General features: G+C 67.1%; 20 protein-coding genes. 11 read left to right on the plus strand and 9 right to left on the minus strand.

Annotation, left to right across the window (positions count from 1 at the left end):
- Positions 1-116: 116 nt before the first annotated feature.
- From RND78_RS06315 to RND78_RS06325, 3 genes are all read left to right on the plus strand, one after another.
- On the plus strand, positions 117-1,517 hold the full coding sequence (locus RND78_RS06315) for an adenosylmethionine--8-amino-7-oxononanoate transaminase (protein WP_312726913.1): 1,401 nt from the start codon (positions 117-119) through the stop codon (positions 1,515-1,517).
- A 13-nt stretch (positions 1,518-1,530) separates the two neighbouring features.
- Positions 1,531-2,259 (plus strand): 16S rRNA (uracil(1498)-N(3))-methyltransferase, encoded by a 729-nt coding sequence (locus tag RND78_RS06320; protein WP_312726914.1) that lies wholly within the window; start codon positions 1,531-1,533, stop codon positions 2,257-2,259.
- Positions 2,260-2,326: 67 nt separating this feature from the next.
- Positions 2,327-2,980, plus strand: a complete 654-nt coding sequence (locus tag RND78_RS06325; protein WP_312726915.1) for an HAD-IA family hydrolase — start codon at positions 2,327-2,329, stop codon at positions 2,978-2,980.
- Here RND78_RS06325 and RND78_RS06330 read toward each other — a convergent pair.
- The 8 genes from RND78_RS06330 to pilG all read right to left on the minus strand — a co-directional run bounded on the left by RND78_RS06330 (position 2,977) and on the right by pilG (position 16,326).
- The gene (locus tag RND78_RS06330; RefSeq protein ID WP_312726916.1) at positions 2,977-3,447 is read right to left on the minus strand and encodes a chemotaxis protein CheW; all 471 of its coding nucleotides are present in this window, start codon (positions 3,445-3,447) and stop codon (positions 2,977-2,979) included. The genes RND78_RS06325 and RND78_RS06330 overlap by 4 nt on opposite strands.
- Positions 3,448-3,461: 14 nt before the next feature.
- The gene (locus tag RND78_RS06335; RefSeq protein ID WP_312726917.1) at positions 3,462-4,481 is read right to left on the minus strand and encodes a chemotaxis protein CheB; all 1,020 of its coding nucleotides are present in this window, start codon (positions 4,479-4,481) and stop codon (positions 3,462-3,464) included.
- On the minus strand, positions 4,474-11,820 hold the full coding sequence (locus tag RND78_RS06340) for an Hpt domain-containing protein (protein WP_312726919.1): 7,347 nt from the start codon (positions 11,818-11,820) through the stop codon (positions 4,474-4,476). Before RND78_RS06340 ends, RND78_RS06335 begins: the two co-directional genes overlap by 8 nt.
- An 11-nt stretch (positions 11,821-11,831) precedes the next feature.
- Positions 11,832-12,680, minus strand: a complete 849-nt coding sequence (locus RND78_RS06345) for a protein-glutamate O-methyltransferase CheR (protein ID WP_312726920.1) — start codon at positions 12,678-12,680, stop codon at positions 11,832-11,834.
- 61 nt (positions 12,681-12,741) lie between these two features.
- Positions 12,742-14,772: a methyl-accepting chemotaxis protein gene (locus tag RND78_RS06350; protein ID WP_312726921.1), complete on the minus strand. Its 2,031-nt coding sequence runs from the start codon at positions 14,770-14,772 to the stop codon at positions 12,742-12,744.
- 154 nt (positions 14,773-14,926) lie between these two features.
- Positions 14,927-15,463, minus strand: coding sequence for a chemotaxis protein CheW (locus RND78_RS06355; RefSeq protein WP_295467553.1), 537 nt, complete (start codon positions 15,461-15,463; stop codon positions 14,927-14,929).
- A 49-nt stretch (positions 15,464-15,512) separates the two neighbouring features.
- Positions 15,513-15,878, minus strand: coding sequence for a twitching motility response regulator PilH (gene pilH / locus RND78_RS06360; RefSeq protein ID WP_007161680.1), 366 nt, complete (start codon positions 15,876-15,878; stop codon positions 15,513-15,515).
- Positions 15,879-15,918: 40 nt separating this feature from the next.
- Positions 15,919-16,326, minus strand: coding sequence for a twitching motility response regulator PilG (pilG, locus tag RND78_RS06365; protein WP_007161679.1), 408 nt, complete (start codon positions 16,324-16,326; stop codon positions 15,919-15,921).
- A 220-nt stretch (positions 16,327-16,546) separates the two neighbouring features.
- Between pilG and gshB the strand changes: the two genes are divergently transcribed.
- The 7 genes from gshB to RND78_RS06400 all read left to right on the plus strand — a co-directional run bounded on the left by gshB (position 16,547) and on the right by RND78_RS06400 (position 22,353).
- Positions 16,547-17,497 (plus strand): glutathione synthase, encoded by a 951-nt coding sequence (gene gshB, locus RND78_RS06370; RefSeq protein ID WP_312726922.1) that lies wholly within the window; start codon positions 16,547-16,549, stop codon positions 17,495-17,497.
- Positions 17,498-17,600: 103 nt separating this feature from the next.
- Entirely contained in the window at positions 17,601-18,479 is an 879-nt protein-coding gene (locus RND78_RS06375) for a TonB family protein (RefSeq protein WP_312726923.1), read from the plus strand.
- 55 nt (positions 18,480-18,534) lie between these two features.
- The gene (locus tag RND78_RS06380) at positions 18,535-19,104 is read left to right on the plus strand and encodes a YqgE/AlgH family protein (RefSeq protein ID WP_312726924.1); all 570 of its coding nucleotides are present in this window, start codon (positions 18,535-18,537) and stop codon (positions 19,102-19,104) included.
- The gene (gene ruvX, locus RND78_RS06385; protein ID WP_312726925.1) at positions 19,101-19,553 is read left to right on the plus strand and encodes a Holliday junction resolvase RuvX; all 453 of its coding nucleotides are present in this window, start codon (positions 19,101-19,103) and stop codon (positions 19,551-19,553) included. Before RND78_RS06380 ends, ruvX begins: the two co-directional genes overlap by 4 nt.
- 2 nt (positions 19,554-19,555) lie before the next feature.
- Positions 19,556-20,065 carry a bifunctional pyr operon transcriptional regulator/uracil phosphoribosyltransferase PyrR gene (gene pyrR, locus RND78_RS06390; RefSeq protein WP_312726927.1) on the plus strand — a complete coding sequence of 170 codons (510 nt, stop codon included), beginning with the start codon at positions 19,556-19,558 and terminating at the stop codon, positions 20,063-20,065.
- 15 nt (positions 20,066-20,080) lie between these two features.
- Positions 20,081-21,079 carry an aspartate carbamoyltransferase catalytic subunit gene (locus RND78_RS06395; protein WP_312726928.1) on the plus strand — a complete coding sequence of 333 codons (999 nt, stop codon included), beginning with the start codon at positions 20,081-20,083 and terminating at the stop codon, positions 21,077-21,079.
- Complete coding sequence (locus RND78_RS06400; protein WP_312726929.1) at positions 21,076-22,353, plus strand: dihydroorotase; 1,278 nt, start codon at positions 21,076-21,078, stop codon at positions 22,351-22,353. The genes RND78_RS06395 and RND78_RS06400 overlap by 4 nt, the downstream gene beginning before the upstream one ends.
- Positions 22,354-22,402: 49 nt before the next feature.
- Here the strand turns inward: RND78_RS06400 and RND78_RS06405 are convergent, their stop codons facing one another.
- Positions 22,403-22,807: a TM2 domain-containing protein gene (locus RND78_RS06405; RefSeq protein ID WP_312726930.1), complete on the minus strand. Its 405-nt coding sequence runs from the start codon at positions 22,805-22,807 to the stop codon at positions 22,403-22,405.
- Positions 22,808-23,034: 227 nt separating this feature from the next.
- Between RND78_RS06405 and RND78_RS06410 the strand changes: the two genes are divergently transcribed.
- Positions 23,035-23,763 (plus strand): C40 family peptidase, encoded by a 729-nt coding sequence (locus tag RND78_RS06410; protein ID WP_312726931.1) that lies wholly within the window; start codon positions 23,035-23,037, stop codon positions 23,761-23,763.
- Positions 23,764-23,876: the final 113 nt, after the last annotated feature.

Genomic DNA, 23,876 nt, shown 5'->3' on the forward strand with positions numbered 1-23,876 from the left:
AACGGGGCAACTAGCCGCCGCCACGACCGGCAATCGGCCCGCGCCTTGCTCCTGTCGTGCGGCCTGACTTAGGCTTGCGCCCCCTTTTGCCGCCGGGCCAGTGCCGGGAGACCGCCATGACCAATCACGACTGGATGCGCCGCGACCTGGAGGTGCTCTGGCACCCCTGCACCCAGATGAAGGATCACGAACAGCTGCCGGTGATCCCGATCCGCCGTGGCGAGGGCGTCTGGCTGGAGGACTTCGACGGCAATCGCTACCTGGACGCCGTCAGCTCCTGGTGGGTCAACGTCTTCGGCCACGCCAATCCGCGCATCAACGAGCGCATCAAGGCCCAGGTCGACCAGCTGGAGCACGTCATCCTCGCCGGCTTCAGCCACCAGCCGGTGATCGAGCTGTCGGAGCGCCTGGTCGCCCTCACCCCGGCTGGCCTCGACCGAGTGTTCTACGCCGACAACGGCTCCTCGTGCATCGAGGTGGCACTGAAGATGAGCTACCACTACTGGCGCAACATGGGGCAGCCGCAGAAGCGCCGTTTCGTCACCCTGACCAACAGCTATCACGGTGAAACGGTGGCGGCCATGTCGGTGGGTGACGTGGCGCTGTTCACCGAGACCTACCAGGGCCTGTTGCTGGACACCCTCAAGGTACCGAGCCCCGACTGCTACCTGCGCCCCGAGGGGACGGGTTGGGAAGAACACTCCCGGCAGATGTTCGCCCACATGGAACGTACCCTGGCCGAGCACCATGCCAGTGTCGCCGCAGTCATCGTCGAGCCGCTGATCCAGGGCGCCACCGGCATGCGCATGTACCATCCGGTCTATCTGCGCCTGTTGCGCGAGGCCTGCGACCGCTATGGCGTGCACCTGATCCATGACGAGATCGCCGTGGGCTTCGGCCGCACCGGCACGCTGTTCGCCTGCGAACAGGCCGGTATCCGCCCGGATTTCCTCTGCCTGTCCAAGGCGCTCACCGGCGGCTACCTGCCGCTGGCCGCCTGCCTGACCACCGATGCGGTCTACCAGGCCTTCTACGACGACTACCACACCCTGCGCGCCTTCCTGCATTCCCACAGCTACACCGGCAACCCGCTGGCCTGCGCTGCCGCCCTGGCGACCCTGGACATCTTCGAACAGGACGACGTCATCGAAGCCAACAAGCCGCTGGCCCGGCGCATGGCCGAAGCCACCGCCCACCTGGCCGAGCACCCTCACGTCGGCGAAGTGCGTCAGACCGGCATGGCGCTGGCCATTGAGATGAGCGCCGACAAGGCCCAGCGCACCCCCTACCCCTGGCAGGAACGACGCGGTCTCGCCGTCTACCAGCACGCCCTTTCCCGCGGTGCCCTGTTGCGCCCGCTGGGCAACGTGGTCTACTTCCTGCCGCCCTATATCATCACCCCCGAGCAAATCGATTTCCTCGCCGAGGTGGCGAGCGAAGGCATCGACCTCGCCACCCGCACCTCGGTCAGCGTCGCCCTGAGCGACCTGCACCCCAACCACCGCGATCCCGGCTGATCTGGAGCCTGCCATGCGTCTCACCCGCTGCCATCTCGACCTGCCCCTGGCCCTCGGCCGCCTGGACCTGCCCGAGGCCCAGGCCCACTACCTGGGTCGGGTGCTGCGCCTGGCGCCGGGCGATGCCGTGCAGCTGTTCGACGGTAGCGGCCGGGAATACCTGGGCCAGGTGACGGAAGTGGGCAAGAAGAGCCTCAGCGTGGAGCTCACCGAGGCGCTGGCCGGCCAGCCCGATTCCCCCCTGCACATCCACCTTGGCCAGGGCCTGTCCCGCGGCGAACGCATGGACTGGGCGATCCAGAAGGCCACCGAACTGGGCGTGGCCGAGATCACCCCGCTGGTCAGCGAACGCTGCGAGGTCCGCCTCAAGGACGAACGTGCCGACAAGCGCCTGCAGCACTGGCGCCAGGTGGCCATCAGCGCCTGCGAGCAATGCGGGCGGTCCAGCGTGCCGGTGATCCATCCGCCGCAGCTGCTGGCCGACTGGCAGGCCAGCGTGGCCGCCGATCTCAAGCTGGTGCTGCATCCGGTGGCCGAGCCCCTGGAAAGCCACGCCCGCCCTGGCCGTCTGGCACTGTTGATCGGTCCGGAAGGTGGGCTGAGCGAGGCCGAGGTGGCCGTAGCGCGGGCCGCCGATTTCCAGCCGGCGCGCCTGGGCCCGCGGGTGCTACGCACCGAGACCGCGCCCGTGGTGGCGCTGAGCGTCGCCCAGCAACTCTGGGGCGATTTCCAGACCTCTTGATCTGTACGAGCGACCACTGCCGCGCGGCGGTCCAACCCTTTCCCAACGGATAGTTTCGGAGCCCTGGATGACCCTACCCTCTCGCCCCTACGCCGCCTTCCTCTTCGACATGGACGGCACCCTGCTCACCAGCGTGGCCTCCGCCGAACGCGCCTGGAGCACCTGGGCCCTCGGCCATGGCCTCGACCCGGCGGACGTGCTGGCGGTGATGCACGGGGTGCGGGCGGTGGAGACGGTCAAGCGCTTCGCCCCGCCCGGCGCCGACATCGAAGCCGAGACCCGCGCCATCACCGAACTGGAGATCGCCGACGTCCACGACATCCAGGAAATCCCCGGCGCGGCGGCTTTTCTCGCCAGCCTGCCGGCAGGTAGCTGGGCGCTGGTCACCTCCGCCTCGCGGCGCCTGGCCGAGGTCCGTCTCGCGGCCGCGGGCATGAGCCTGCCGCCGGTGATGGTCTGCGCCGAAGACGTCACCCAGGGCAAGCCGGCGCCGGACTGCTTCCTGGCCGGAGCACGCAAGCTGGGTGTGGAGATCGGCGATTGCCTGGTATTCGAGGATGCCCATGCCGGCTTCGCCGCGGCCAAGGCTGCAGGCGCCGATGCCGTCGCCATCACGGCGACCCATCGCGAGCCGTTGGATCTGGGTCTGCCGACCCTGGCCGACTATCGTGGAGTGAGCGTCGTCCGCGATGAAGCCGGCAGGATGCGCCTGACCCGCTAGAACACCCCGGCGTCGGCCAGGCGTTCTTCCACCCCGATCAGATCGGGAATACGCGCCATGCCGCCTTCGTAGGCCACGGCGCCCAGCTCCAGGGCGGCCAGGGGCACCTCGGCGGCGGCCAGCGCCGGGGTGATGCGCAGCGAACGCGGAATGCTGCGGATCAGCAAGGCGAGAAAGCGCACTCGGTCGCGGCCACCCAGGGCGTTGAGGATGGCCACCCGCGCATGGCGGTCACCATCGAACTGGGCGGCGCTACCGCTGGACAGCGCCTCGAAGCTGATCAGCGGCAGGCGCAGATCGCGCCAGGCGACCTGGCCCAGGCACCAGTCCGGCTGCACCGGCAGTGGCCGGATCTCGCGACAGGGCACCAGCTCGGCCACCGCCGCGTTGGGCAGCAGCAGGGTGCGATCGGCCAGGGTCAGCAGCAGGCCAGTCAGGTGTTCGTTGGCGGAAGCAGCGGTCGACATGGATGAATTCTTCTCTAGCTGTGCTGCTCGGCCAGTCGCGCCACCAGCGCTTCGGCCAGGCCGCGAGGATCGGCGGTGAAGGTCGCCAGGCCCGATTCACGCAGGCTTTCCGGCATGCTGGAGGCCACACAAGTGCTCGCCGACTGGGTCCACAGGGTGCCACCGCGGCGACGAACGTAAGGCGCCGAGGCGGTACCGTCGTTGCCCATGCCGCTGAAGACGATGACCCCGCAACGCGCGCCAAAATGCTGGGCCAGATTGAGCATCATCTGGCTGATCGACGGGGTATAGGGTTCGGGCCAAGCCCGCTCGACGATGTCCAGCGCACCATTGGCAGTGAAGTTGAGTTCCTGCTGGGTCGGCACTACCACCACTTCGCCACAGCGGATCGGCTCACCCGGACGCACGCCCTGGATGTGCCACTGGCTGTGGCGGCCGACCGCGCGCAGCAGATTGGCGGCGAAGCCGTCGCCGATGTGCTGGGCATAGAGGAAGCCGACCGGCAGGCCACCCGGCAGGGCGTCGAGGAAGGCCTTCACCGCCGCCGGACCGCCAATGGAGGCGGCCAGCAACCAGACCTCGGGGGCCGGATCGCCTGCCGGCAACGGCAGGTTGGCCAATGGCTCGGGCAGCGCCAGGCGCGGCGGGCGCGGCTGATCCTGCAGCAGGGTCTCCAGCGCCGGACCGACCGCCGCGACCGGATCGCCGATCAGCCGCTTGAGCTTGCCGATCAGCCGCTTCTCCCAGTGGCTGAAGGGATCGGTGAAGCGCTCCGGCGCCTGGCCCTCGCCGAACAGGATGGGTACCTCGGCCTCTTCCAGCAGGACGTCCACCAGCGGCGACTCTTCGGTCTGGCTCAGGTCGATCAGCCACAGGTCGGTCGTCACCGACGGCCATTCGGCCTCGTCGAAACGCTCGGGATCGCTGTTGAGGACTACGTGATAGCCATTGTCGGCCAGCACCTGCTGCAGCACGTGGCGCTGCAGGGGGCTATCGGCCAGGATGGCGACGCGGGCGGTATGCATCTCAGTCATGTTCCCTGACCAGTCGATGAATGTGGGCCAGGAGTTCACTCTCCTGATAGGGCTTGCCCAGGTACTCGTTCACGCCCAGGCTCAGCGCGCGCTCGCGGTGCTTTTCCCCAGTACGGGAGGTGATCATCACGATCGGCAGGTCCTTGAGTCGGGCATCGTGGCGGACCAGCGTGGCCACCTCGAAGCCATCCATGCGCGGCATCTCGATATCCAGCAACAGGATGTCCGGCTGGCGTTCCTGGAGCTGGGCGATGGCGTCCACCCCGTCCTTGGCGGTGAAGACCTCCATGCCATGGCGCTCCAGCAACCGGCTGGTCACCTTGCGTACCGTTACCGAATCGTCCACCACCATGACCAGGACCGGGCGGCTGGCTTCCACGGATGCCTGCAGGTTCTGGGCCAGGTGTGCCGCGTCGTCGGCCGCGCTGCGCTGGCTACGGATCATCGCCAGCAGGTCGAGGATCACCACCACGCGTCCGTCGCCGAGCAGGGTAGCGCCGGAGAGGCCCGGCACCCCGGCGAATTGCGGCCCCAGGCCTTTCACCACGATTTCCCGCGAACCGGCCACCGCATCTACCTGCACGGCCACGGCGTGCTCGGCCGAGCGCACCAGGACCACCGGCAGCGGCAGACTCTGGCCGGTCAGCTTGGGATGCTGGCCGTTGCCGAGCAGGTGTCCCAGGTAGCGCAGATCGTAGCGCTGGCCGCCGTATTCGAAGGCTTCCGCCCCGGGGCGATAGAAACGCTCGAGATCGGCCGCGGTCACCCGCACGATGCCTTCGATGGTGTTCAGCGGTACGGCGTAAAGGTCGTCGCCGGCATGCACCATCAGCGCCCGGTTCACCGACACGGTGAACGGCAGGCGGATGGTAAAGCGCGTACCCTCACCCGACTCGCTGTGGATGTCCATGCTGCCGCCGAGCTGCTTCACCTCCTGGTGAACCACGTCCATGCCCACGCCGCGCCCGGAAATCTGGGTAATGGTGGCGGCCGTGGAGAAGCCCGATTCGAGGATGAACTGCAGCACGTCGGCGTCGGGCAGCTCGACGCCCTCGGCCATCAGTCCGCGCTCGATCGCCTTGCGGCGCACCGCGCCTAGGTCGATACCGCGACCATCGTCGGCCAGGGTGAGGATGATGTCGCCGCCCTCACGGCGCAGATCCAGGCTGATGACGCCTTCGGCCGGCTTGCCGGCGCGCTGGCGCCCGGCGGGGTCTTCGATGCCGTGGTCGATGGCGTTGCGCAGCATGTGTTCCAACGGCGGAATGATCCGTTCGAGCACCGTGCGGTCCAGCTCGCCCTCGGCGTTGCCGACCCTCAGCTCCACCGGCTTGTCCAGTTCGCCGCTGACCTGGCGCACCACCCGATGCAGCCGCGGCACCATGCGCTCGAAAGGCACCATGCGCGTCTGCATGAGGCTTTCCTGCAGCTCGGTGTTGACCCGGGCCTGTTGCAGCAGCAGCGTCTCGGCGTCGCGGTTGCGCTGCCCCAGGGTGTTCTTCAGGTCCAGCAGGTCGGACGCCGATTCGAACAACGCACGGGACAGCTGCTGCAGCTGGGAATAGCGATCCAGCTCCAGCGGATCGAAATCCTCGTAGCCGACGCGGTCGACGTCTTCGTGGTGGCGGCTGATGATCTGCGCCTGGGTCTCGGTGTCCAGGCGTCGCAACTGATCGCGGACCCGCTCGATGGTGGCTTCCATCTCACCCAGGGTGGTACCGATGTCGTTCACCTGCTGCTCGACGCGACCACGGAAGATCGAGGTCTCGCCCGCCAGGTTGACCAGCTGTTCCAGCAACGCCGCCGGGACCCGGACCAGTTCCTGGGAGGACCGGCGCTGTGCCGCCTGTTGGCGGACCTGCTGCAGGCGCTGCACGAAGGGCAGCACGGCGACCGGTGCGCTGGGCTGCTCGGGAGCCACCATGACGGGCGCCACCGCGACCTCAGGCTCGGGCTCGGGCGCCTCATTGGCCAGGATCGAAGGTTCATCCACGACGGGCTCGTCCGGCGCTTCCGCAATCGGCTCTTCTTCGGCGGGCGCTGCCTCGGCCAGCTCCGAGGGTGCCTCGTCCGGCCATTCGGGGTGGTCCGATGGCTCGCTCTCGGCAACCGAGGTCGGGGCCGCAGTGGGCGCCGCGCTCGGCGCCGACAGCCGGACGACGCCCAACTGCAACTGGTCGACGCCCTTCACCGCCAGATCCCGTACGCGAGCGCCTTCGCCCTCGTTCAGTCCCACTGCCAGCGAACGCAGCTCGGCGAGTTGTTGTTCCAGGTCGTGGGCCTGTTCGCCCAGGCCATGGAGACCGGCCAGTCGCGCCCCGCCCTTCAAGGTGTGCAGGCAGCGCAGCAGCTCGTCCACCGCCACGTCGGGCGCCGCGGGCCAGCGGGCCAGCGCGGTATCCATGCTGGCCAGCAGGTCCTGGGCTTCCTCGATGAAGATCTCGAGGATTTCCGCATCCGTTTCCTCGTCGAAGATCGGTGCCGCGACCGGCGGCGATGCAAGCGATTCGGCGGCCATGACCGGTTGCTCGCGATAGTCGCGCAGGGCCTCGATCAGCTCGTCGGCCGCAGGGGATGCCTGCCCCAGAGCGAGGGCTTCGAGCTGCTCGTGCAGACGGTCATGGCAGCGATGCAGCAACCCACCGAGACTCGGGCCCGGCTTGATCCGGCCTCGTGCCAGCCCCTCGTAGAAGGCTTCCAGGGCGTGGGCGAGATCGCCGATGGCGTCCACCTCGGCCAGGCGCGCACCGCCCTTGAGGGTATGCAGGTCGCGCAGCAGGGATTCCAGCTCGATGCCGTTGCGCGGATCCTTTTCCCAGGCGCGCAGCGAGCTGGCCATGCTGTCCAGCAGGTCGCGGCTTTCCTCGACATAGATGGCCAGCAACTCGGCGTCGGGGCCGTCCGCGGTGGGCAGGGGCGGCATCGACGGCGTGGCCGGGGCGGCGTCGAGAGCCTCTTCCGCCGACGGCTCGGCCAGGTCAGCGCTCGGCGTCTCGTTCGCCAACTCGTCGAGATGCCCGGCGCGGATGCGCTGCAGACGCTCGATCTCGTCCGCGTATTCGCTGATCGGCGCACCGTTTTCCAGCTCTTCCAGCTGGGTGGCGAGACAGGCATGGGCATCGCGCAGCGGGACGCCGAGTTCGGCGCCGCCCGCGAGACGGCCGTCGAGCAGTCCTTCGTAGATGGCATCCAGCTCGGTGGCCAGGGCGGCGACCGGGGCGATCTCGGCCAGGTTGGCCCCCCCCTTGAGGGTGTGCAGGTCACGCTGTAGGGTGCCGAGATGGAAACGTTGCTGCGGCTCGATCAACCAGCGCTCCAGCGCTCGGTCGGCGCTGTCCAGCAGGTCCAGGGCTTCTTCGAGGAAGATCAGCTGCATTTCGCGATCGACGTCGTCGGTCGCTTCCGGAGTCGACTCCAGCGGCGGCTCGGTCTGTTCGAGCAGCTTTTCCGCTTCGGCTTCGATTTCTGGTTCAGCCTCGGGCTCCGGCTCCGCTTCGGCCACAACGCCTGGCTCAGCATCGGGCTCCGGTTCGGCTTCGGCCACAACGTCTGGCTCGGCCTCGGGCTCCGGTTCGGCTTCGGCCACAACGTCTGGCTCGGCCTCGGGCTCCGGTTCGGCTTCGGCTTCGGCTTCGGCTTCGGCTTCGGCTTCGGCTTCGGCTTCGGCTTCGGCTTCGGCTTCGGCTTCGGCTTCGGCTTCGGCTTCGGCTTCGGCGGGCAGTTCGAGGTCGAGTGCCGCTGCCGGTTCGACCGGCGTGGCGACGTCGGCAGCCAGGAAGGCTTCGGGTTCGGGCTCACCCAGCAGTGCCGTCGCCGTTTCGGGCAGCCCGGCGAAGATGCCGACCAGCAAGGCGCGCAGCCCGTCGATACGCTCGTCGCAGGGGGCCGCGCGGGTACCGCTGGCCAGCTGGTTGAGCATGCTGATCAGGGCTTCCTGGGCATCTTCCGCCTCCCGGAAGAAGGCCTCGTCGGCCGGCAGCGAACCGCTGGCGACCGCGGCATAGACCGCCTGCAGGGCTTCGGCGAGTTGCTCCACATCGACCAGGCCGACCCGCGCGGCTTGATCGGCAAAGGTGTTCAGCCGTTCGGCCAGCAGATCCGGACAAGCCTCGGCCGCACCACCGGTGTGCCAGGCCACCAGGCGCTCGTCGGCGTCCAGTAGCAGATCCATCGCCGGCATCAGGAAATCGGACAGGCGCAGGACGTCGCGCCGCTCCGGCACCGGTACCTCAGGCACCGGCAACTCCTCGCCCAACTGCTCCAGCAGCGCTTCGCACTCGGCGATCACCGCCGGCGCCCCGGTCAGGGGCTCCATCAGGAAGCCGTCCTCGAGGATGGCGAGCCGTGCCTCCAGCAGATCCGCGCCACGGGCGAGCAGTTCGCGCTCCGGCGCGGCGAAGGGGATGTGGGCGAGCTTGTATTCCTTGGCCAGACGCTCCAGCGCCGAAGCCAGTTCGGCCACCGGCGAGCTGCCCGCCATGTGGGCACTGCCCTTGAGCGTATGCAGGGCACGCAGCAGGGCATCGGACACCGCCTGGCCACTGCCGGATTCGGCCTGCTCCAGGTAGCGGCGCACCGTTTCCAGATGCGCCTGGGCTTCGGTACGGAATATCTCCAGCAACTGGTTGTCGGCCTCGCTGGAGGCTTCGTCCAGCGCGGCAGTACCGACGTCCGTCACCTCGACCAGGGGTAGCGCCGCGACCTCGACCGGCTCCGTCCCCTGGACGGCGTCCCGCTCGGGCAGCACCTCGTTGCGGGCCAGGGCATGGGCGGCATGGGCCAGCCAGTCGACGTCGTCGCGCTGCCGCTGACGATCCTCGGCGTACTCCGTCACCAATTCCGGCAACAGGGCACAGACGTCGTCCACCACCGTCTGCAGCGCGGCGCTGTGGCCGACGCTGTGGTCCAGGCGGCGATTGAGCAGATTCTCCACTGCCCAGGCCAGTTCACCGATGACCAGGGCCTGGACCATCCGCCCACTGCCCTTGAGGGTGTGGAAATTGCGCCGCAATTCGGCCAGCGCCGGGCGCCCCTCGGGGTCGCCATGCCAGGTCGGCAACCAGCGTTCCAACTCCGCCTGGACTTCGCCCGCCTCTTCGATGAAGACCTCGCGCAGCTCTTCCTCGATCGGCTCGGCGTCGGCAGGCGGCGGCAGCAAGGCATGAGGCACCTGGGCCGCCGGGGGATTGATGGGGTTGACCGGTGCCGCCAGGACTTCGGCCACCGAATCGATGTCCACGCCCAGGGGTTCGAGCTGGTCCAGCTCGACGCCGGCCAGCAGCTCCTCGGGCTCTTCGCTGTCTTCGTCGACATCCGGAGTGGGCAAAGACTCGTCCGGCCGCGCCGCCTCGGTATCCTCCGGGCTCGCAGCGAGTTCGTCCGCAGGCTCGAGGGTCAGCGACTCCTCCTCGAAGCCTGGTTCCTCGAACATCGGCTCCTCGAAGATCGGCGCCAGCTCGAACGAAGCTTCGGGGTGTTCGTCGACGTTCGGCTCTTCGCTGACGGGGAGGTTTTCCAGCAGCCTTTCGTCCGGCAGCGCGTCAAGCTCCAGCATGGCTGCGTTGGCGGCCTGGGGCAGGGCTTCGTCGACGGCAGCGGCGTCCAGTGCCGGCGCGTCGAAGGGAGGCGTCGGTGGCGATACCTCCTCATGCGCCGCACGGGCGGGATAACCAAGGGCGATGAGGCTCTCGTCGGCAATGTCGAGGATCATCTCGTGGGGTGTGGACGGATCCTCGGCCAGGCGCTCCAGGTAGTACTCGACGCTGGTGATGGCGTCGGCCAGGGTATCCAGGCTCTGCCAGTCCGGCACCGCCTGCTTGCCAAGGAGCTGCTCGCAGATGTAGTCGTTCGCGGCCTGGACCTGGGCGGCGGCCCGCTCCAGGGGAATCATCGCCAGGCCGCCACGGACCTGGGTCAACAGCAGGGGCACCGGCTCCAGGTGGACGTGGTTCCACTGGGAGGCGATGAATTCGATGATGGCGTCCTTGGATTGCTCCAGGCCGTTGCGCGCCTCCCGTACCACCACCCGGTGCAACTGGTCGATGTCGGTGGTGGGCAGCCGGTTTTCCTCGGAATCCCCCGAGTCGTTGCCGCTGACCATGCCGGCCAGGGTCGCCTCCACGTAGAGCAGCGCGCCGGCGATATCCATCAGGGCCGCGTCGTTGGCTTCGCGCCCGCCCTCGGCCAGTTCACCGACGGCCTCGTGCTGCTCCAGCACCACCTTGCGCGGCTGGCCGAAGCCCAGTACCGCCAGGGTATCGGCGATCTGCTTGAGCGGTGCCAGCAGGCCACGCAGGCTGCCGACCTGCTGGCGATCGCTGCGCACGAAAAGATCGAGGCTGTCCTTGATCTGCACCAGCTCTTCGCACAGCGCGGTGACCACCGAGCGCATGGCCTCGCGGTCGGGACCGACGATGCGCGAGCGCTCGAAACCCACCAGCTCGGCATCCGGCAGGGCTTCGTCGAGACGATAGTGGGCCTTGAGCGCGGCAATGCGCGGACTCTGCACCGGCGCCTTGGCCAGATAGAACAGCAGGTTCTTGAGCAAATCCGCCGGCGCCGGCTGGTTGAGCGTCACCACGCCATCGCTGATCAAGCGCTTGAGCTCACGGTCGAGCTGGCGCAACAGGCCACGGATGGAGCTGCTGTTGTCCAGCTCGCCAGCCTTGAGCAACTCGGTGAGACCCGCCGCCACCGGCCAGAGGGCGCCGAAGGGCGACCCGGCGCAGAGCTGGTCCAGGCGTTCGAACACCCGCAGCAGGTAGTCCAGGTGCAAATGGACATCGCGGTCGCGGAACAGCCCGACCTGGGCACCCTGCAGGGCCTGGCGCAGCTTGCGCAGGCGCGGCAGCCAGTCCGGCGAAGCGCGATCAGCCAGCTCCGCGTCGCTCAGGGAGAGCGGGGCGGCGGAGAAATCCGGCGAGAACAGGCTGGTTTCCGACAGCAACTTCTCGCCACGCGCCGAACGCAGGTCATTGAGCAGCGGCAGGATGGCCAGGGGTAGGTCGCGGCGTGCTTCCAGTACCCGGTCGAGGTAGGGTGGCACCTGCAGGATGGCCTGCATCAGTACTTCCAGCGCCTCGTCCGGGCTGCTCACCCGACCTTCGTGGAGTTCCTGCAGCAGCAGCTCCATTTCCTCGGCCAGCAGGGCGGCGCCATAGAACTCCACCATCTGCAGGGTGCCATAGACCTGGTGCACGTAGGTCCGGCAAAAACCCAGGCGGCTACGGTCCTGTGGGTTGTCGACGAAGGCCTCGAGCGCCTTGCGGGCCTGCTGCAAGGTTTCGGCGATCTCTCCCTTGACCCACTCGAGGGCTACGTAGTCGTGTCGATCGATCATCTCGGCTCCTGTCATGCCGGGCAGTCCGCCTGGCGGACGAACGCCAGGACCTCGGGATGCTCGGCGGGCACCAATTGCGGGTGGCTCCAGTTGCTCACCTCACCAACGCCCAAGACCAACAACCCGCCGGGTGCGAGCCGCTGGACCAGTTGATTGAGCAGGTCTCGACGCAGCCAGCGGCGGAAGTAAATCAGCAGGTTCTGACAAAAAATGACATTGAGCCCCTGCAAGGGGGCCTGGCTCAGTTCCAGCACATTGAGTCTGGCGAAGCAGAGGCGCTCCGCCAGGCGGGGACAGATCTGATAGCTGCCGTCCTCGCGGGAACGGAAGTAACGTTCCCGCAGGGTCGTCGACACGCCATCCAACCGCTGCCGGCTGAAGATGCCCTGGCGCGCCTGGCGCAGGGCTTCGCTGCTGATGTCCGTTCCGGTCAGCGAGAACGTCATGGGCTGCCCCTGCCGGGATAAGACTTCGGCGGTGCTGATGGCCATCGAAAAGGCTTCCTCTCCACTGGAACAGCCCAGACTCCACAGGGCCAGAGACTGGCCTTCGGCGGTCTGGACGAACTTACTCACATAGGCTTCCAGCAGGGCGAACGATGGCGGGTGACGGAAGAAACGCGTCGCCTGGATGGTCAGGCGGTCGAGCAGGCGAACCCATTCGACTCGCCCGCTGACCCCTTCGCAGACGATCCGGTAGTAGCTTTCGTAGTCCGCGATGGCCAGCTCGCGCATGCGGGCGGCCAGCTGGACCTGCAGAAAGCTGCGCTGCCGGTCGTCCAGCACCATCCCCGCGCGCGTTTCGAGCAACTGTCGCCAGCGCTCGAAATCCGCATCCGGTAGCTCGGGAGCGCGGCACAACGCCCAACTCGACTCCCCACCCACGTTTCCCCCTCGCCACGCCTCGGCGTGGCCGATGCGCTCAGCCCTGCGGCTGCTCGTTCGGCAGATTGAAGCCCGATACCGAACGACGCATCTCGCTGGCCAGCTTGGCCAGCTCGCCGATGCTGCGGGCAGTAGCGGTGGTGCCGGCCGAGGTCTGCGAGGTGATCTCCTGGATGACGTTCATGGTGCTGGAGATGTGGCTGGCGGACGAAGACTGCTGCCGTGCGGCATTGGAAATGTTCTGGATCAGCCCGGCGAGACTCTGGGATACCTTCTCGATCTCCTCCAGGGCCACCCCGGCGTCCTGGGCCAGGGCGGCGCCGCGGACCACTTCGGAGGTGGTCTGCTCCATGGAGATGACCGCCTCGTTGGTGTCGGTCTGGATCGCCTTGACCAGTGCCTCGATCTGCTTGGTGGCGCCGGAGGAACGTTCGGCGAGGCGCTGGACCTCGTCGGCGACCACGGCGAAGCCACGACCGGCATCACCGGCCATGGAGGCCTGGATGGCGGCATTGAGTGCCAGGATGTTGGTCTGGTCGGCGATGTCGTTGATCAGGCCGACGATGTCGCCGATCTCCTGGGACGATTCGCCCAGGCGCTTGATCCGCTTGGAGGTGTCCTGGATCTGCTCGCGAATGCTGTCCATGCCGATGATGGTGTTGTGCACCACCTGGTTGCCCTTGTTGGCGATGGCCACGGAGCGCTCCGCTACCGCGGTGGATTCGGAGGCGTTGGTGGATACCTGGTCGATGGACACGGCCATCTCGTTGATCGCCGCGGAGGCTCCGGCGATTTCCTGGGCCTGGTGCTCCGAGGCCTCGGCCAGCACGGTCGCGGTGTGCTGGGATTCCTGGGCCGCGGCGGCCACCTGCAGCGCGGTCTGGTTGATGGTTTCCACCAGTTCGCGCAGTTGGTCGATGGAGTAGTTGATGGAGTCGGCGATGGCGCCGGTGAAATCCTCGGTCACCGTGGCCTGGACGGTCAGGTCACCGTCGGCGAGGTCGGCGATTTCATCCAGCAGTCGCAGAATGGCGGCCTGGTTGCGCTGGTTCTTCTCATCGGTCTCGGCCAGGCGGCGACGGGTGTCGCGCACCAGGATGAAGCCGATGCAGAGAATGGCGGCCAGGGCGATGAACACCAGCAGATAGCTACCGACAGTGTTGATCTTGCGACTCTGGGTCAGGGAGGCGTAGCCGGTGCTCAACTCGGAAACGGAGCCGAGCAGGGCCTGAGAGCCCGTGTAGATCTGGCCAACCGCGGCGCGGACCTGCAACAGCTCAGGTGAGGTGGCCAAGATCTCGTCGACGTTGCCGGAGACGAATTCGAACAGCTTGTTGGCTTCGTTCAGGCGTCCCACCGCTTCCGGGTCGGTGACCTTGGCGACGCCCATGGAGGCGTTGCCTTCGCGCATGGCCTTGAGCACGCGGCCGAACAGGCTGGCATCGCGACCGAAACTGTCGGCGGCCTGCACGGCGGCTTCGTCGCCGGTGAGGATCTTGTTGATGGAACCGAGGATCCGTTCGGCCAGCAGGGCCTGGCGCTGGGCTACCACCACCTGGCTCGCCGGGGCGTTCCGCTCGATCAGGATGTCGACGATCTCTTCGTTCTCGACCTGCAGCTGCGGGATGGTTTCTGCCAGGGCACCGGCCAACTGGTGCAGCGACAGTACCGTCTGCTCGCTGCCCAGCATGGTGTCGACCTGGCTACGCAGGGCCGACCACTGGCCCTCCACGGTGTCCATGCGGGGCTTCAGCAGCGCGGGCGAAGGCGGCAGCCCGGTGCTCGGATCGCCATTGTTCAGGATGTTCCAGCGGCGCTCGAACTCGCTCCGGGCCACGCGTAGGTCCTGGAAGGCTTCCGGTTTGCCGGTGGCGGCCTCACTGGCGCTCTTGGCGAGCTGCTGCGAGAGGATACGCAGTTCGGTGGCCTGCCCCTGGTACTGGCTGTCGTAGCCGGCTTGCGTGCTCAAGTACGCGAAGTTGGCGAACAGCAGCACGATCGCGACGATCAGTACCACGAACATGCCCGCGACCCACGCGTTGAGTTTCCCTGTATTAAGTTTGTTCATCAGCGGCCCCCGCCTGGACCTTGGTTCCTTTGATTCGATTCCTTGTCGGCCGCCGTACCCTTTCGCTTGAAAGCGGTGCGTATCGGCCTACCCCCATCCGTCGGTTACGGCTACTGCCATCCCGCTCCCGCAACACGTGCAGCGGAGCCTTGGCTCAGGCCGCGACGTCCATGAATTCGGGATGCTCGACCAAGGCACGCGGGCTGCAGACCAGCCACGGAACGTCGCGTTGGAAGACGCCTTCCAGAAAGAATTGCAGCCCCGGCGGCACGCTGTCGTCGTGCTCGCGGTAGGCCTCGATGTCGAAATGCTGCATGCCCAGGACTTCGTCAACCGCCAATCCGACGAAAAGGTCGCCATGGTCGACGATCAGGATGCGTCGCTGTTTGCGCAGCGCCTGGATCTTCACGCCGAGGAATTGCCCGAGGTCGGCGATCGGCAGCAAGCGACCGCGCACGTTGGCTACGCCCTTGAGCCAGGGCTTGACCCCGGGCAGCGCGGTGAAGCGCGGCTCCGGCAAAATCTCACTGACCTCGCCCATAGGGATGACGAAACGCAGTTCACCCAGCCGAAAGCCGATGCCACTCCAGGTCTGCTGATTTTCCTGTTGCGCGGGCAGACCGGCTGCTCGCTCGCGGCAGCGCAGGTCGATCAGGCGCAAGAGTTCGTAGGGCGTGGTGGCGTCGCTCATGAGATTCCCTGCCCACTAGGGCGCTGCCGCAAAAGACGGACGAATCGCGTCAGCCTTGCAAAACACCTGCCAGGGTGCGCAGCAGGGTGTCTTCGTCGATGGGCTTGGTCAGGTAATCCTTGGCGCCCTGGCGCTTGCCCCAGACCTTGTCGGTCTCCTGATCCTTGGTGGTGACGATGACGACCGGGATATGGCTGGTTTCGGCGTCCTTGGTCAGCTGGCGTGTGGCCTGGAAGCCGTTGAGGCCCGGCATGACGATATCCATCAGGACCGCATCCGGCTTCTCCTGGCGGGCCAGGGCTACGCCGTCCGCGCCGTTTTCGGCCTTGAGCACCTGATGCCCATGCTTCTCGAGCATGGCGGTGAGCTTGTACATCTCGGTGGGAGAGTCGTCGACGATCAGAATTCGAGCCATGAAAATTTCCTACTAGATTGAATCACCCGTCCCGGAACGATCAGGACGCCTGTTCGAGCGGCGTGAAGCTGGGGACGTGGGTCTTGATCGCACCGATCAGCTCTTCTTTGCTGAAGGGTTTGGTGAGGTACTGGTCGGAACCGACGATGCGGCCCTTGGCCTTGTCGAAGAGGCCATCACGCGAAGACAGCATGATGACCGGGGTCGCGCGGAAGGCGCTGTTGTTCTTGATCAGCGCGCAGGTCTGATACCCATCCAGTCGCGGCATCATGATATCCACGAAGATGATGTGGGGATGACTATCGGCGATCTTGGCGAGCGCATCGAATCCATCGATGGCGGTGATGACCTCGCAGCCAACTTTCTTGAGCAGGGTCTCGGCGGTACGGCGAATCGTCTTCGAATCGTCGATCACCATGACCTTGAGCCCTTCCGAATACTGTTCCATGTTCAAGCTACCAGCTCATCGTCTGATGAAACGTGAATGATGTCGATCCGGGCCCCTTGGCGGCGCCTCTTTGTAGCACACAATACCGTGACGTACCACGCAGATCCCCTGGCGGCGGACCACCGGCCCGCCCACCACGACGATCGCGCAAGCATGGCACTCGGGGCGATCGAAGGGCTATTCTGACGCCTTGCCCACGTAGAACCGAGGTCTAGCGTCAATGAGTATCCGCCTGGGGATCGTCATGGATCCCATCGAACGCATCTCCTATAAGAAGGATAGCTCCCTGGCCATGCTGTGGGCGGCCAAGGCCCGCGGCTGGACACTGCATTATTTCGAGATGCAGGACCTGTACCAGGTCGATGGCGAAGCTCGTGGTCGGGGTCGCCAGCTGGAGGTCTTCCAAGACCCGGAACGCTGGTTCGCCTTCGGCGAGAACGTCGATCTGCCCCTGCGCGAGCTGGACGTCATCCTGATGCGCAAGGACCCGCCCTTCGACAACGAGTTCGTCTACGCCACCTACCTGCTGGAGCAGGCCGAGCGGGGCGGCACCCTGGTGGTCAATCGCCCGGCGAGCCTGCGCGACTGCAACGAGAAGTTCTTCGCCACCCTCTTCCCCGAACTGGCGCCGCCGACCCTGGTCAGCCGCCGCGCCGACATCATCCGCGAATTCGCCCGCAGCCATGGCGACGTCATCCTCAAGCCGCTGGACGGCATGGGCGGCAGCTCGGTGTTCCGTCACCGCGAAGGCGATCCCAACCTGTCGGTGATCCTGGAGACCCTCACGGCCCATGGCACCCAGCAGATCATCGCCCAGCGCTACCTGCCGGGCATCAAGGACGGCGACAAGCGCATCCTGATGATCGATGGCGAGCCGGTGGAATACTGCCTGGCGCGCATTCCCGCCCAGGGCGAGACCCGCGGCAACCTGGCCGCCGGCGGCCGTGGCGTCGCCCAGCCGCTGTCGGCGCGGGATCGCGAGATCGCCACCGCGGTCGGCCCGGAGCTGCGCAAGCGGGGCCTGCTGTTCGTGGGCCTGGACGTGATCGGCGAGCATCTCACCGAGATCAACGTGACCAGCCCGACCTGCATCCGCGAGATCGATGCGGCCTACGACACCCGGATCGCCGAGCGGCTGATGGAGGTGATCGCGCAGCAACGCGCGAGCTGAGGCGCGCGTCCATGCCGCCGCGCGCGGCATGGACAAGCGCGAACACAATCCGCAGACTGGCGCCAGCCTAAACGCGCCTCTTCCGCCCTTGCCGACCCCGTCCATGTCCAGCACCGCTCCGCACCCCGCCGCCCAGGTTCGCGCTGCCGACCGCCTGGGCTTCACGTTGCTCATCGCGACCCTGCTGCACGTGGTGCTGATCCTGGGCGTCGGCTTCTCCCTGCCCGAACCGAGCCAGATCAGCCGTACCTTGGAGGTGACGCTGGCGAGCTTCAAGAGCGACGAGGCGCCCAAGCAGGCGGACTTCCTCGCCCAGGAGAACCAGCAGGGCAGCGGCACCCTGGACAAGGCGGCGGCGCCGAGCACGCCGGTGCAGGCGCCCTTCCACGACAGCGAGATCCGCGAGGCCGCCCCGCCGGCCCGCAAGCCCGCGGCGGATCGCGCCCAGGCGCCCAAGGCGGCGCTGACCACCCGTGCCAGTCGCCCGACCAAGGCCGAGCCCAGCCGCGAGACGCCCCAGCAGGAACAGCGCGATGCCCCGGCCCCGGAAGCCGACAGCCAGGCCGCCGAACTCGCCAGCCTGGAAGCCCAGCTCGCCGAGGAGCGCCAGCAATACGCCAAGCGACCGAAGATCTGGCGGATCAACGCCGCCTCGACGCAGAAGGACAAGGGCGCCCGCTACAAGGAAGAGTGGCGACGCAAGATCGAGCGCATCGGCAACCTCAACTATCCCGAGCAGGCCAAGCGCGACCGCCTCTATGGCAGCCTGCGCCTGCTGGTGGCCATCAACAAGGACGGTTCGCTCTACGAGGTGCAGGTGCTGGAATCCTCGGGCCGTCCGGTGCTGGACCAGGCCGCCCTGCGCATCGTCCGGCTGGCGGCGCCCTTCGCTCCCTTCAGCGGCGATCTGGCCGACATCGACCGGCTGGAGATCATCCGCACCTGGCGTTTCGAGCGCGGCGACCGCCTGTCCAGTCAATAGCCGCGCGCGTCGTTGGACTTGAAGCCGGACCGCGCAACCGGGAAACTTGCCGGTCATGAAGCCGACCTCCAGCACCACCCTACAGCACCAGCTCCTGATCGCCATGCCGCAGATGGACGATCCCCATTTCGCCGAGACGGTGATCTACCTGGTCGACCACGGTCCCGACGGCGCCATGGGCCTGGTGATCAACCGCCCCAACGGCCTGCACCTGGACGACCTGCTCGAACAGCTGCGCCCCGAGGTGCCCGCCACCCTGGAAGATACCCAGATCGCCCTCTATGCCGGCGGTCCGGTGCAGACCGACCGCGGCTTCGTCCTGCACGACGCAGGCCCCGTCTTCCAGAACACCCTGGAACTCGATGACCTGAGCCTGACCACCTCGCCGGACGTGCTGTTCGCCCTCTCCGACGGCAGTGGCCCGGACCGGTACCTGATCACCCTGGGCTACAGCGGCTGGGGTCCCGGCCAACTGGAAGAAGAGCTCGCGGCGAACCTCTGGCTCACTACCCCGGCGCCCTCCGCGCTGCTGTTCGACACCCCTACCGAGCAACGCCTCGGCGCCGCCGCCGCCCTGCTCGGGGTCGACCTGCGCCTGCTGTCGCGCCAAGCGGGCCACGCATGAGTGCGTCCACGGGACTCTACCTGGGCTTCGACTACGGCACCCGGCAGATCGGCGTCGCCGTCGGCCAGGCCGTCACCGGCCAGGCCCGCGAACTGCTGACCCTCAAGGCGCAGAACGGCGTGCCGGACTGGCAGCAGATCCAGCGGCTGCTGGACGAGTGGCGCCCTACCGCCCTGGTGGTCGGCCTGCCGCTGAACATGGACGGTACGCCCAGCGAGATGAGCGAGCGCGCCGAACGCTTCGCCCGCCGCCTGCACGGCCGCTATGGCCTGCCGGTGCATACCCACGACGAACGCCTCACCACCTACGCCGCCAAGGGCGAACGCCTGCAGGGTGGCCAGCGCGACGGCTATCGCGAGCGCCCGGTGGACGCCCTCGCCGCCGCCCTCCTCCTGGAAGGCTGGCTGACCCAACAACTGGAACGGGCCGCGCGCCCGCAATCGGAGTAGCCATGCACCTGCCCTCTCCCGCCGAGCTCCTGCCGCGGCTGGCCGCCGACCTGCGTCTGTCGCTGGATCGTCGTGGCATCACCGATCCCGGTTTCGTCGGCATCCATACCGGCGGCCTCTGGGTCGCCGAGGCCCTGCTGGCCGAACTCGGCCTGGACACCCCGCTGGGCAGCCTGGACGTGTCCTTCTACCGCGACGACTTCACCCAGAAGGGCCTGCATCCCCAGGTGCGCCCCTCGGCCCTGCCCTTCGAGATCGACGGGCGCCACCTGGTGCTGGTGGACGATGTACTGATGAGTGGCCGCACCGTACGCGCGGCGCTCAACGAACTCTTCGACTATGGCCGTCCGGCCAGTGTGACCCTGGTCTGCCTGCTCGACGTCAATGCCCGCGAATTGCCGATCCAGCCCGACGTGGTGGGCGCCACCCTGAGCCTCGCTCCCACACAGCGCGTCAAGCTGACCGGCCCCACGCCGCTCGCCCTCGAATACCGCAACGTCCCCGCCGCCTGACCTGGATTCGCTGCCATGACCGACGCTACGCGCTCGCTGCAACTCAACGCCCAGGGCCAATTGCGCCATTTCCTGTCACTCGATGACCTACCCGCCGAACTTTTGACCGAGCTGCTCGATACCGCCGACTCCTTCCTCGAGGTCGGCGCCCGGGCGGTCAAGAAGGTGCCGCTGCTGCGTGGCAAGACGGTGTGCAACGTCTTCTTCGAGAACTCCACCCGCACCCGCACCACCTTCGAACTGGCGGCCAAGCGGCTGTCGGCGGACGTCATCACCCTCAACGTCTCCACCTCCTCCACCAGCAAGGGCGAGACGCTGTTCGACACCCTGCGCAACCTGGAGGCCATGGCCGCCGACATGTTCGTGGTGCGCCATGCCGACTCCGGCGCCGCCCATTTCATCGCCGAGCACGTCTGCCCCGACGTCGCCATCATCAACGGGGGCGACGGCCGCCATGCCCACCCCACCCAGGGCATGCTCGACATGCTGACCATCCGCCGGCACAAGGGCGACTTCGCCAACCTCTCGGTGGCCATCGTCGGCGACATCCTGCACTCGCGGGTCGCCCGCTCCGACATGCTGGCGCTGCGCACCCTGGGCTGCCGCGACATCCGCGTGATCGCTCCGCGCACCCTGCTGCCGGTCGGTCTCGAAGACCTCTATGGCGTGCGCACCTTCACCGACCTGGCCGAGGGCCTGGACGGGGTGGACGTGGTGATCATGCTGCGCCTGCAACGCGAGCGCATGCAGGGCGGCCTGCTGCCCAGCGAAGGCGAGTACTACCGGCTGTTCGGCCTGACCCGCCAGCGCCTGGCCCGCGCCAAGCCCGACGCGATCGTCATGCACCCGGGCCCGATCAACCGCGGGGTGGAGATCGAATCCGCGGTCGCCGATGGCGAGCAATCGGTCATCCTCAACCAGGTCACCTACGGCATCGCGGTCCGCATGGCGGTGCTGTCGATGGCCATGAGCGGGCAGACGGCCCAGCGTCAGCTACAGGAGAATGCCCAGTGAGCCTGAGCATCCGCAATGCCCGGGTGATCGACCCGGCCACCGACCTCGACCAGGTCGGCGACGTCCATATCGACGAGGGTCGCATTCTCGCCATCGGCGAGGCCCCCAGGGGCTTCACGGCCGCCGAGCAGCTGGACGCCAGCGGCCTGATCCTGGCGCCGGGCCTGGTCGACCTGGACGTCGCCCTGTGCGAACCGGGTCTGACCCGCAAGGGCAACGTCGCCAGCGAAACCCGCGCGGCGGCTGCGGGTGGCGTGACCAGCCTGTGCTGCCCGCCGACCACTCGCCCGGTGCTGGACACCACGGCGGTAGCTGAACTAATCCTCGACCGCGCCCGCACCGCGGACCATGTCCGCGTCAACCCCATCGGCGCCCTGACCAGAGGGATGGCCGGCGAGCAGCTGTCCGAGCTGATGGCCCTGCGCGATGCCGGCTGCGTGGCCTTCACCAACGGCCTGCAGCGCTTCGAAAATCTGCGGGTACAGCGCCGCGCGCTGGAATATGCGGCCACCTTCGACCTCACCGTGGTCTTCAATGCCCTGGACGCCGACCTGGCCGACGGCGGCCTGGCCCACGAAGGCCCCACCGCCAGCTTCCTCGGCTTGACCGGCATCCCCGAGACCGCCGAAACCATCGCCCTGGCCCGCGACCTGCTGCTGGTAGAACAGAGCGGCGTGCGCGCCCACTTCGGCCTGCTCACCAGCGCCCGCGCGGTGGAGATGATCGCCGCCGCCCAGGCCCGCGGCCTGCCGGTGACCGCCGACGTGGCCCTCTATCAGTTGCTGCTCACCGACGAGGCGCTGCAGGGCTTCTCCAGCCTCTATCACGTCAAGCCGCCACTGCGCACCGCGCGCGACCGCGATGCCCTGCGCGCCGGGGTACGGGATGGCGTGATCGGCGCCATCTCCAGTCATCACCAGCCCCATGAGGCGGATGCCAAGCTGGCACCCTTCGCCGCCACCGAACCAGGCATCAGCAGCGTCGAACTGCTGCTGCCACTGGCCCTGACCCTGGTGGAAGATGGCTTGCTGGACCTGCCCAGGCTGCTGGCACGCCTCACCACCGGCCCGGCCGACGCCCTGCGCCTGCCGGCAGGTCGCCTGGCCAAGGGCCAGCCGGCGGATCTGGTGCTGTTCTCCCAGCAGACCACCAGGCAGGCGGACACGCCCTGGCTGTCGCGCGGGCGCAATTGCCCCTTCCACGGCATGACGTTGCCCGGACGGGTCGAGCGCACCCTGGTGGGAGGCCGCGCGACCTACCGTCGCGGGGAATGAAAGAAGGGGGCTCCTTGGAGCCCCCTTCTTTTTGTCTGACCGACCTGGCCTAGCGCACCAGACGCCGACGATTCTCTTCGGAAATCTGCGAATTGAGTGTCCAGAAGTCGTAAAGCACGCCCAGCAGGAAGAAACCCGCCGTGAAGAAATAAAGAATGGCGGTAACCCATTTCCCCAGATAGAGACGATGCACGCCGAAGAGGCCGAGGAAGGTCAGCAGAATCCAGGCCAGGCTGTAGTTGAGGGAGCCGGACTGGAAGCGCAGGTCAGCCTCGCGATCCATGGATGGGATCAGGAACAGGTCGATCAGCCAACCGACGCCCAGCAGACCCAGGGTGCAGAACCAGATCGTGCCGGTGACCGGCTTGCCATAGTAGAAGCGGTGAGCGCCGAGAAAACCGAAGATCCACAGCAGATAGCCCATGACCTTGCTGTGGGTGTCCTGATACTGCATGCCTACGACCTCGCGAATACTGGGGAAGACGCGCCTTACCTACACCCTTACCTTCACCGTGACTTTATGTCGAAAACTGGATGAATGCCCAGGGAGTCTCACTGGTTGGCGCTCTAAGGACCTCACTTTCCGCTAAAAATTACATAATTTCTTGATGAGAGGTGCACAAAATATCCACAGGGTTGGTATAGAATCCCTCGCTTCGATCTTCAGACACCCCTACGACAATGCGTCTATTCCTCCTGACATGGCTCTCCGCCTGTCTTGTGCTGCCAGTGGCGGCGCAAGCGAAAGAGAACTCTGCAGCGCGCACTGCCGCTCCGGTCCACAAGGTCGCAGCCCGGCATGTCACCGCCGCACCAACCTCCAAGCCCGCAGCCCGTCACGTCACCGCTGCCGACAATCACACCCAGGCGGCATCCGCGGCCCGCGCCAAGCGTGCAGCGCGGGCGAGCAGTGCGCTGCACCGTAAGCAGGCCACTGCCCAGGCCGCGACGCGCAACGTCGGCGCCCAGGTCGCTACCCGCGCCATGGATCTGGTCGGTACGCCCTACCGCTTCGGTGGTACCAGCCCGAAGAACGGCCTGGACTGCAGCGGCCTGGTGAACTACGTCTATCGTGACGTGCACAACGTCAAGCTGCCGCGGACCTCCCGCGAACTGGCCCAGCTCAAGGGTCCCAAGGTCGCCCGTAGCGATCTCAAGGCCGGTGACCTGGTGTTCTTCAAGACCGGTCAGCGCAGCGGCATCGACCATGTGGCCATCTACCTGGGCAACGACCGTTTCGTCCATGCCCCACGCAGTGGCGAGAGCGTCCGGGTCGATCACCTGAGCAAGCCGTACTGGACCAAGCGTTTTGCCTCGGCCAAGCGCGTCCTGCCGCAGCCCACTACCCTGGCCGCCGAAGCCGACCCTGTCGTCGACAAGCCGCGCGCCAAGCGTACCCGCAAGTCCTGATTCCTCCCCTCCCTCCGTCGGGCCGCTACCGCCCGGCGGAGTGTCGCTCCACTCGGCACCGCCCGGCGCAAAGCCATTGAACGACGCTCCGCTTCCTGGATACTGTATGCAAT

Origin of the sequence: Pseudomonas oryzihabitans, assembly GCF_032027545.1 — a bacterium.
Taxonomy (GTDB): Bacteria; Pseudomonadota; Gammaproteobacteria; order Pseudomonadales; family Pseudomonadaceae; genus Chryseomonas; species Chryseomonas oryzihabitans_F.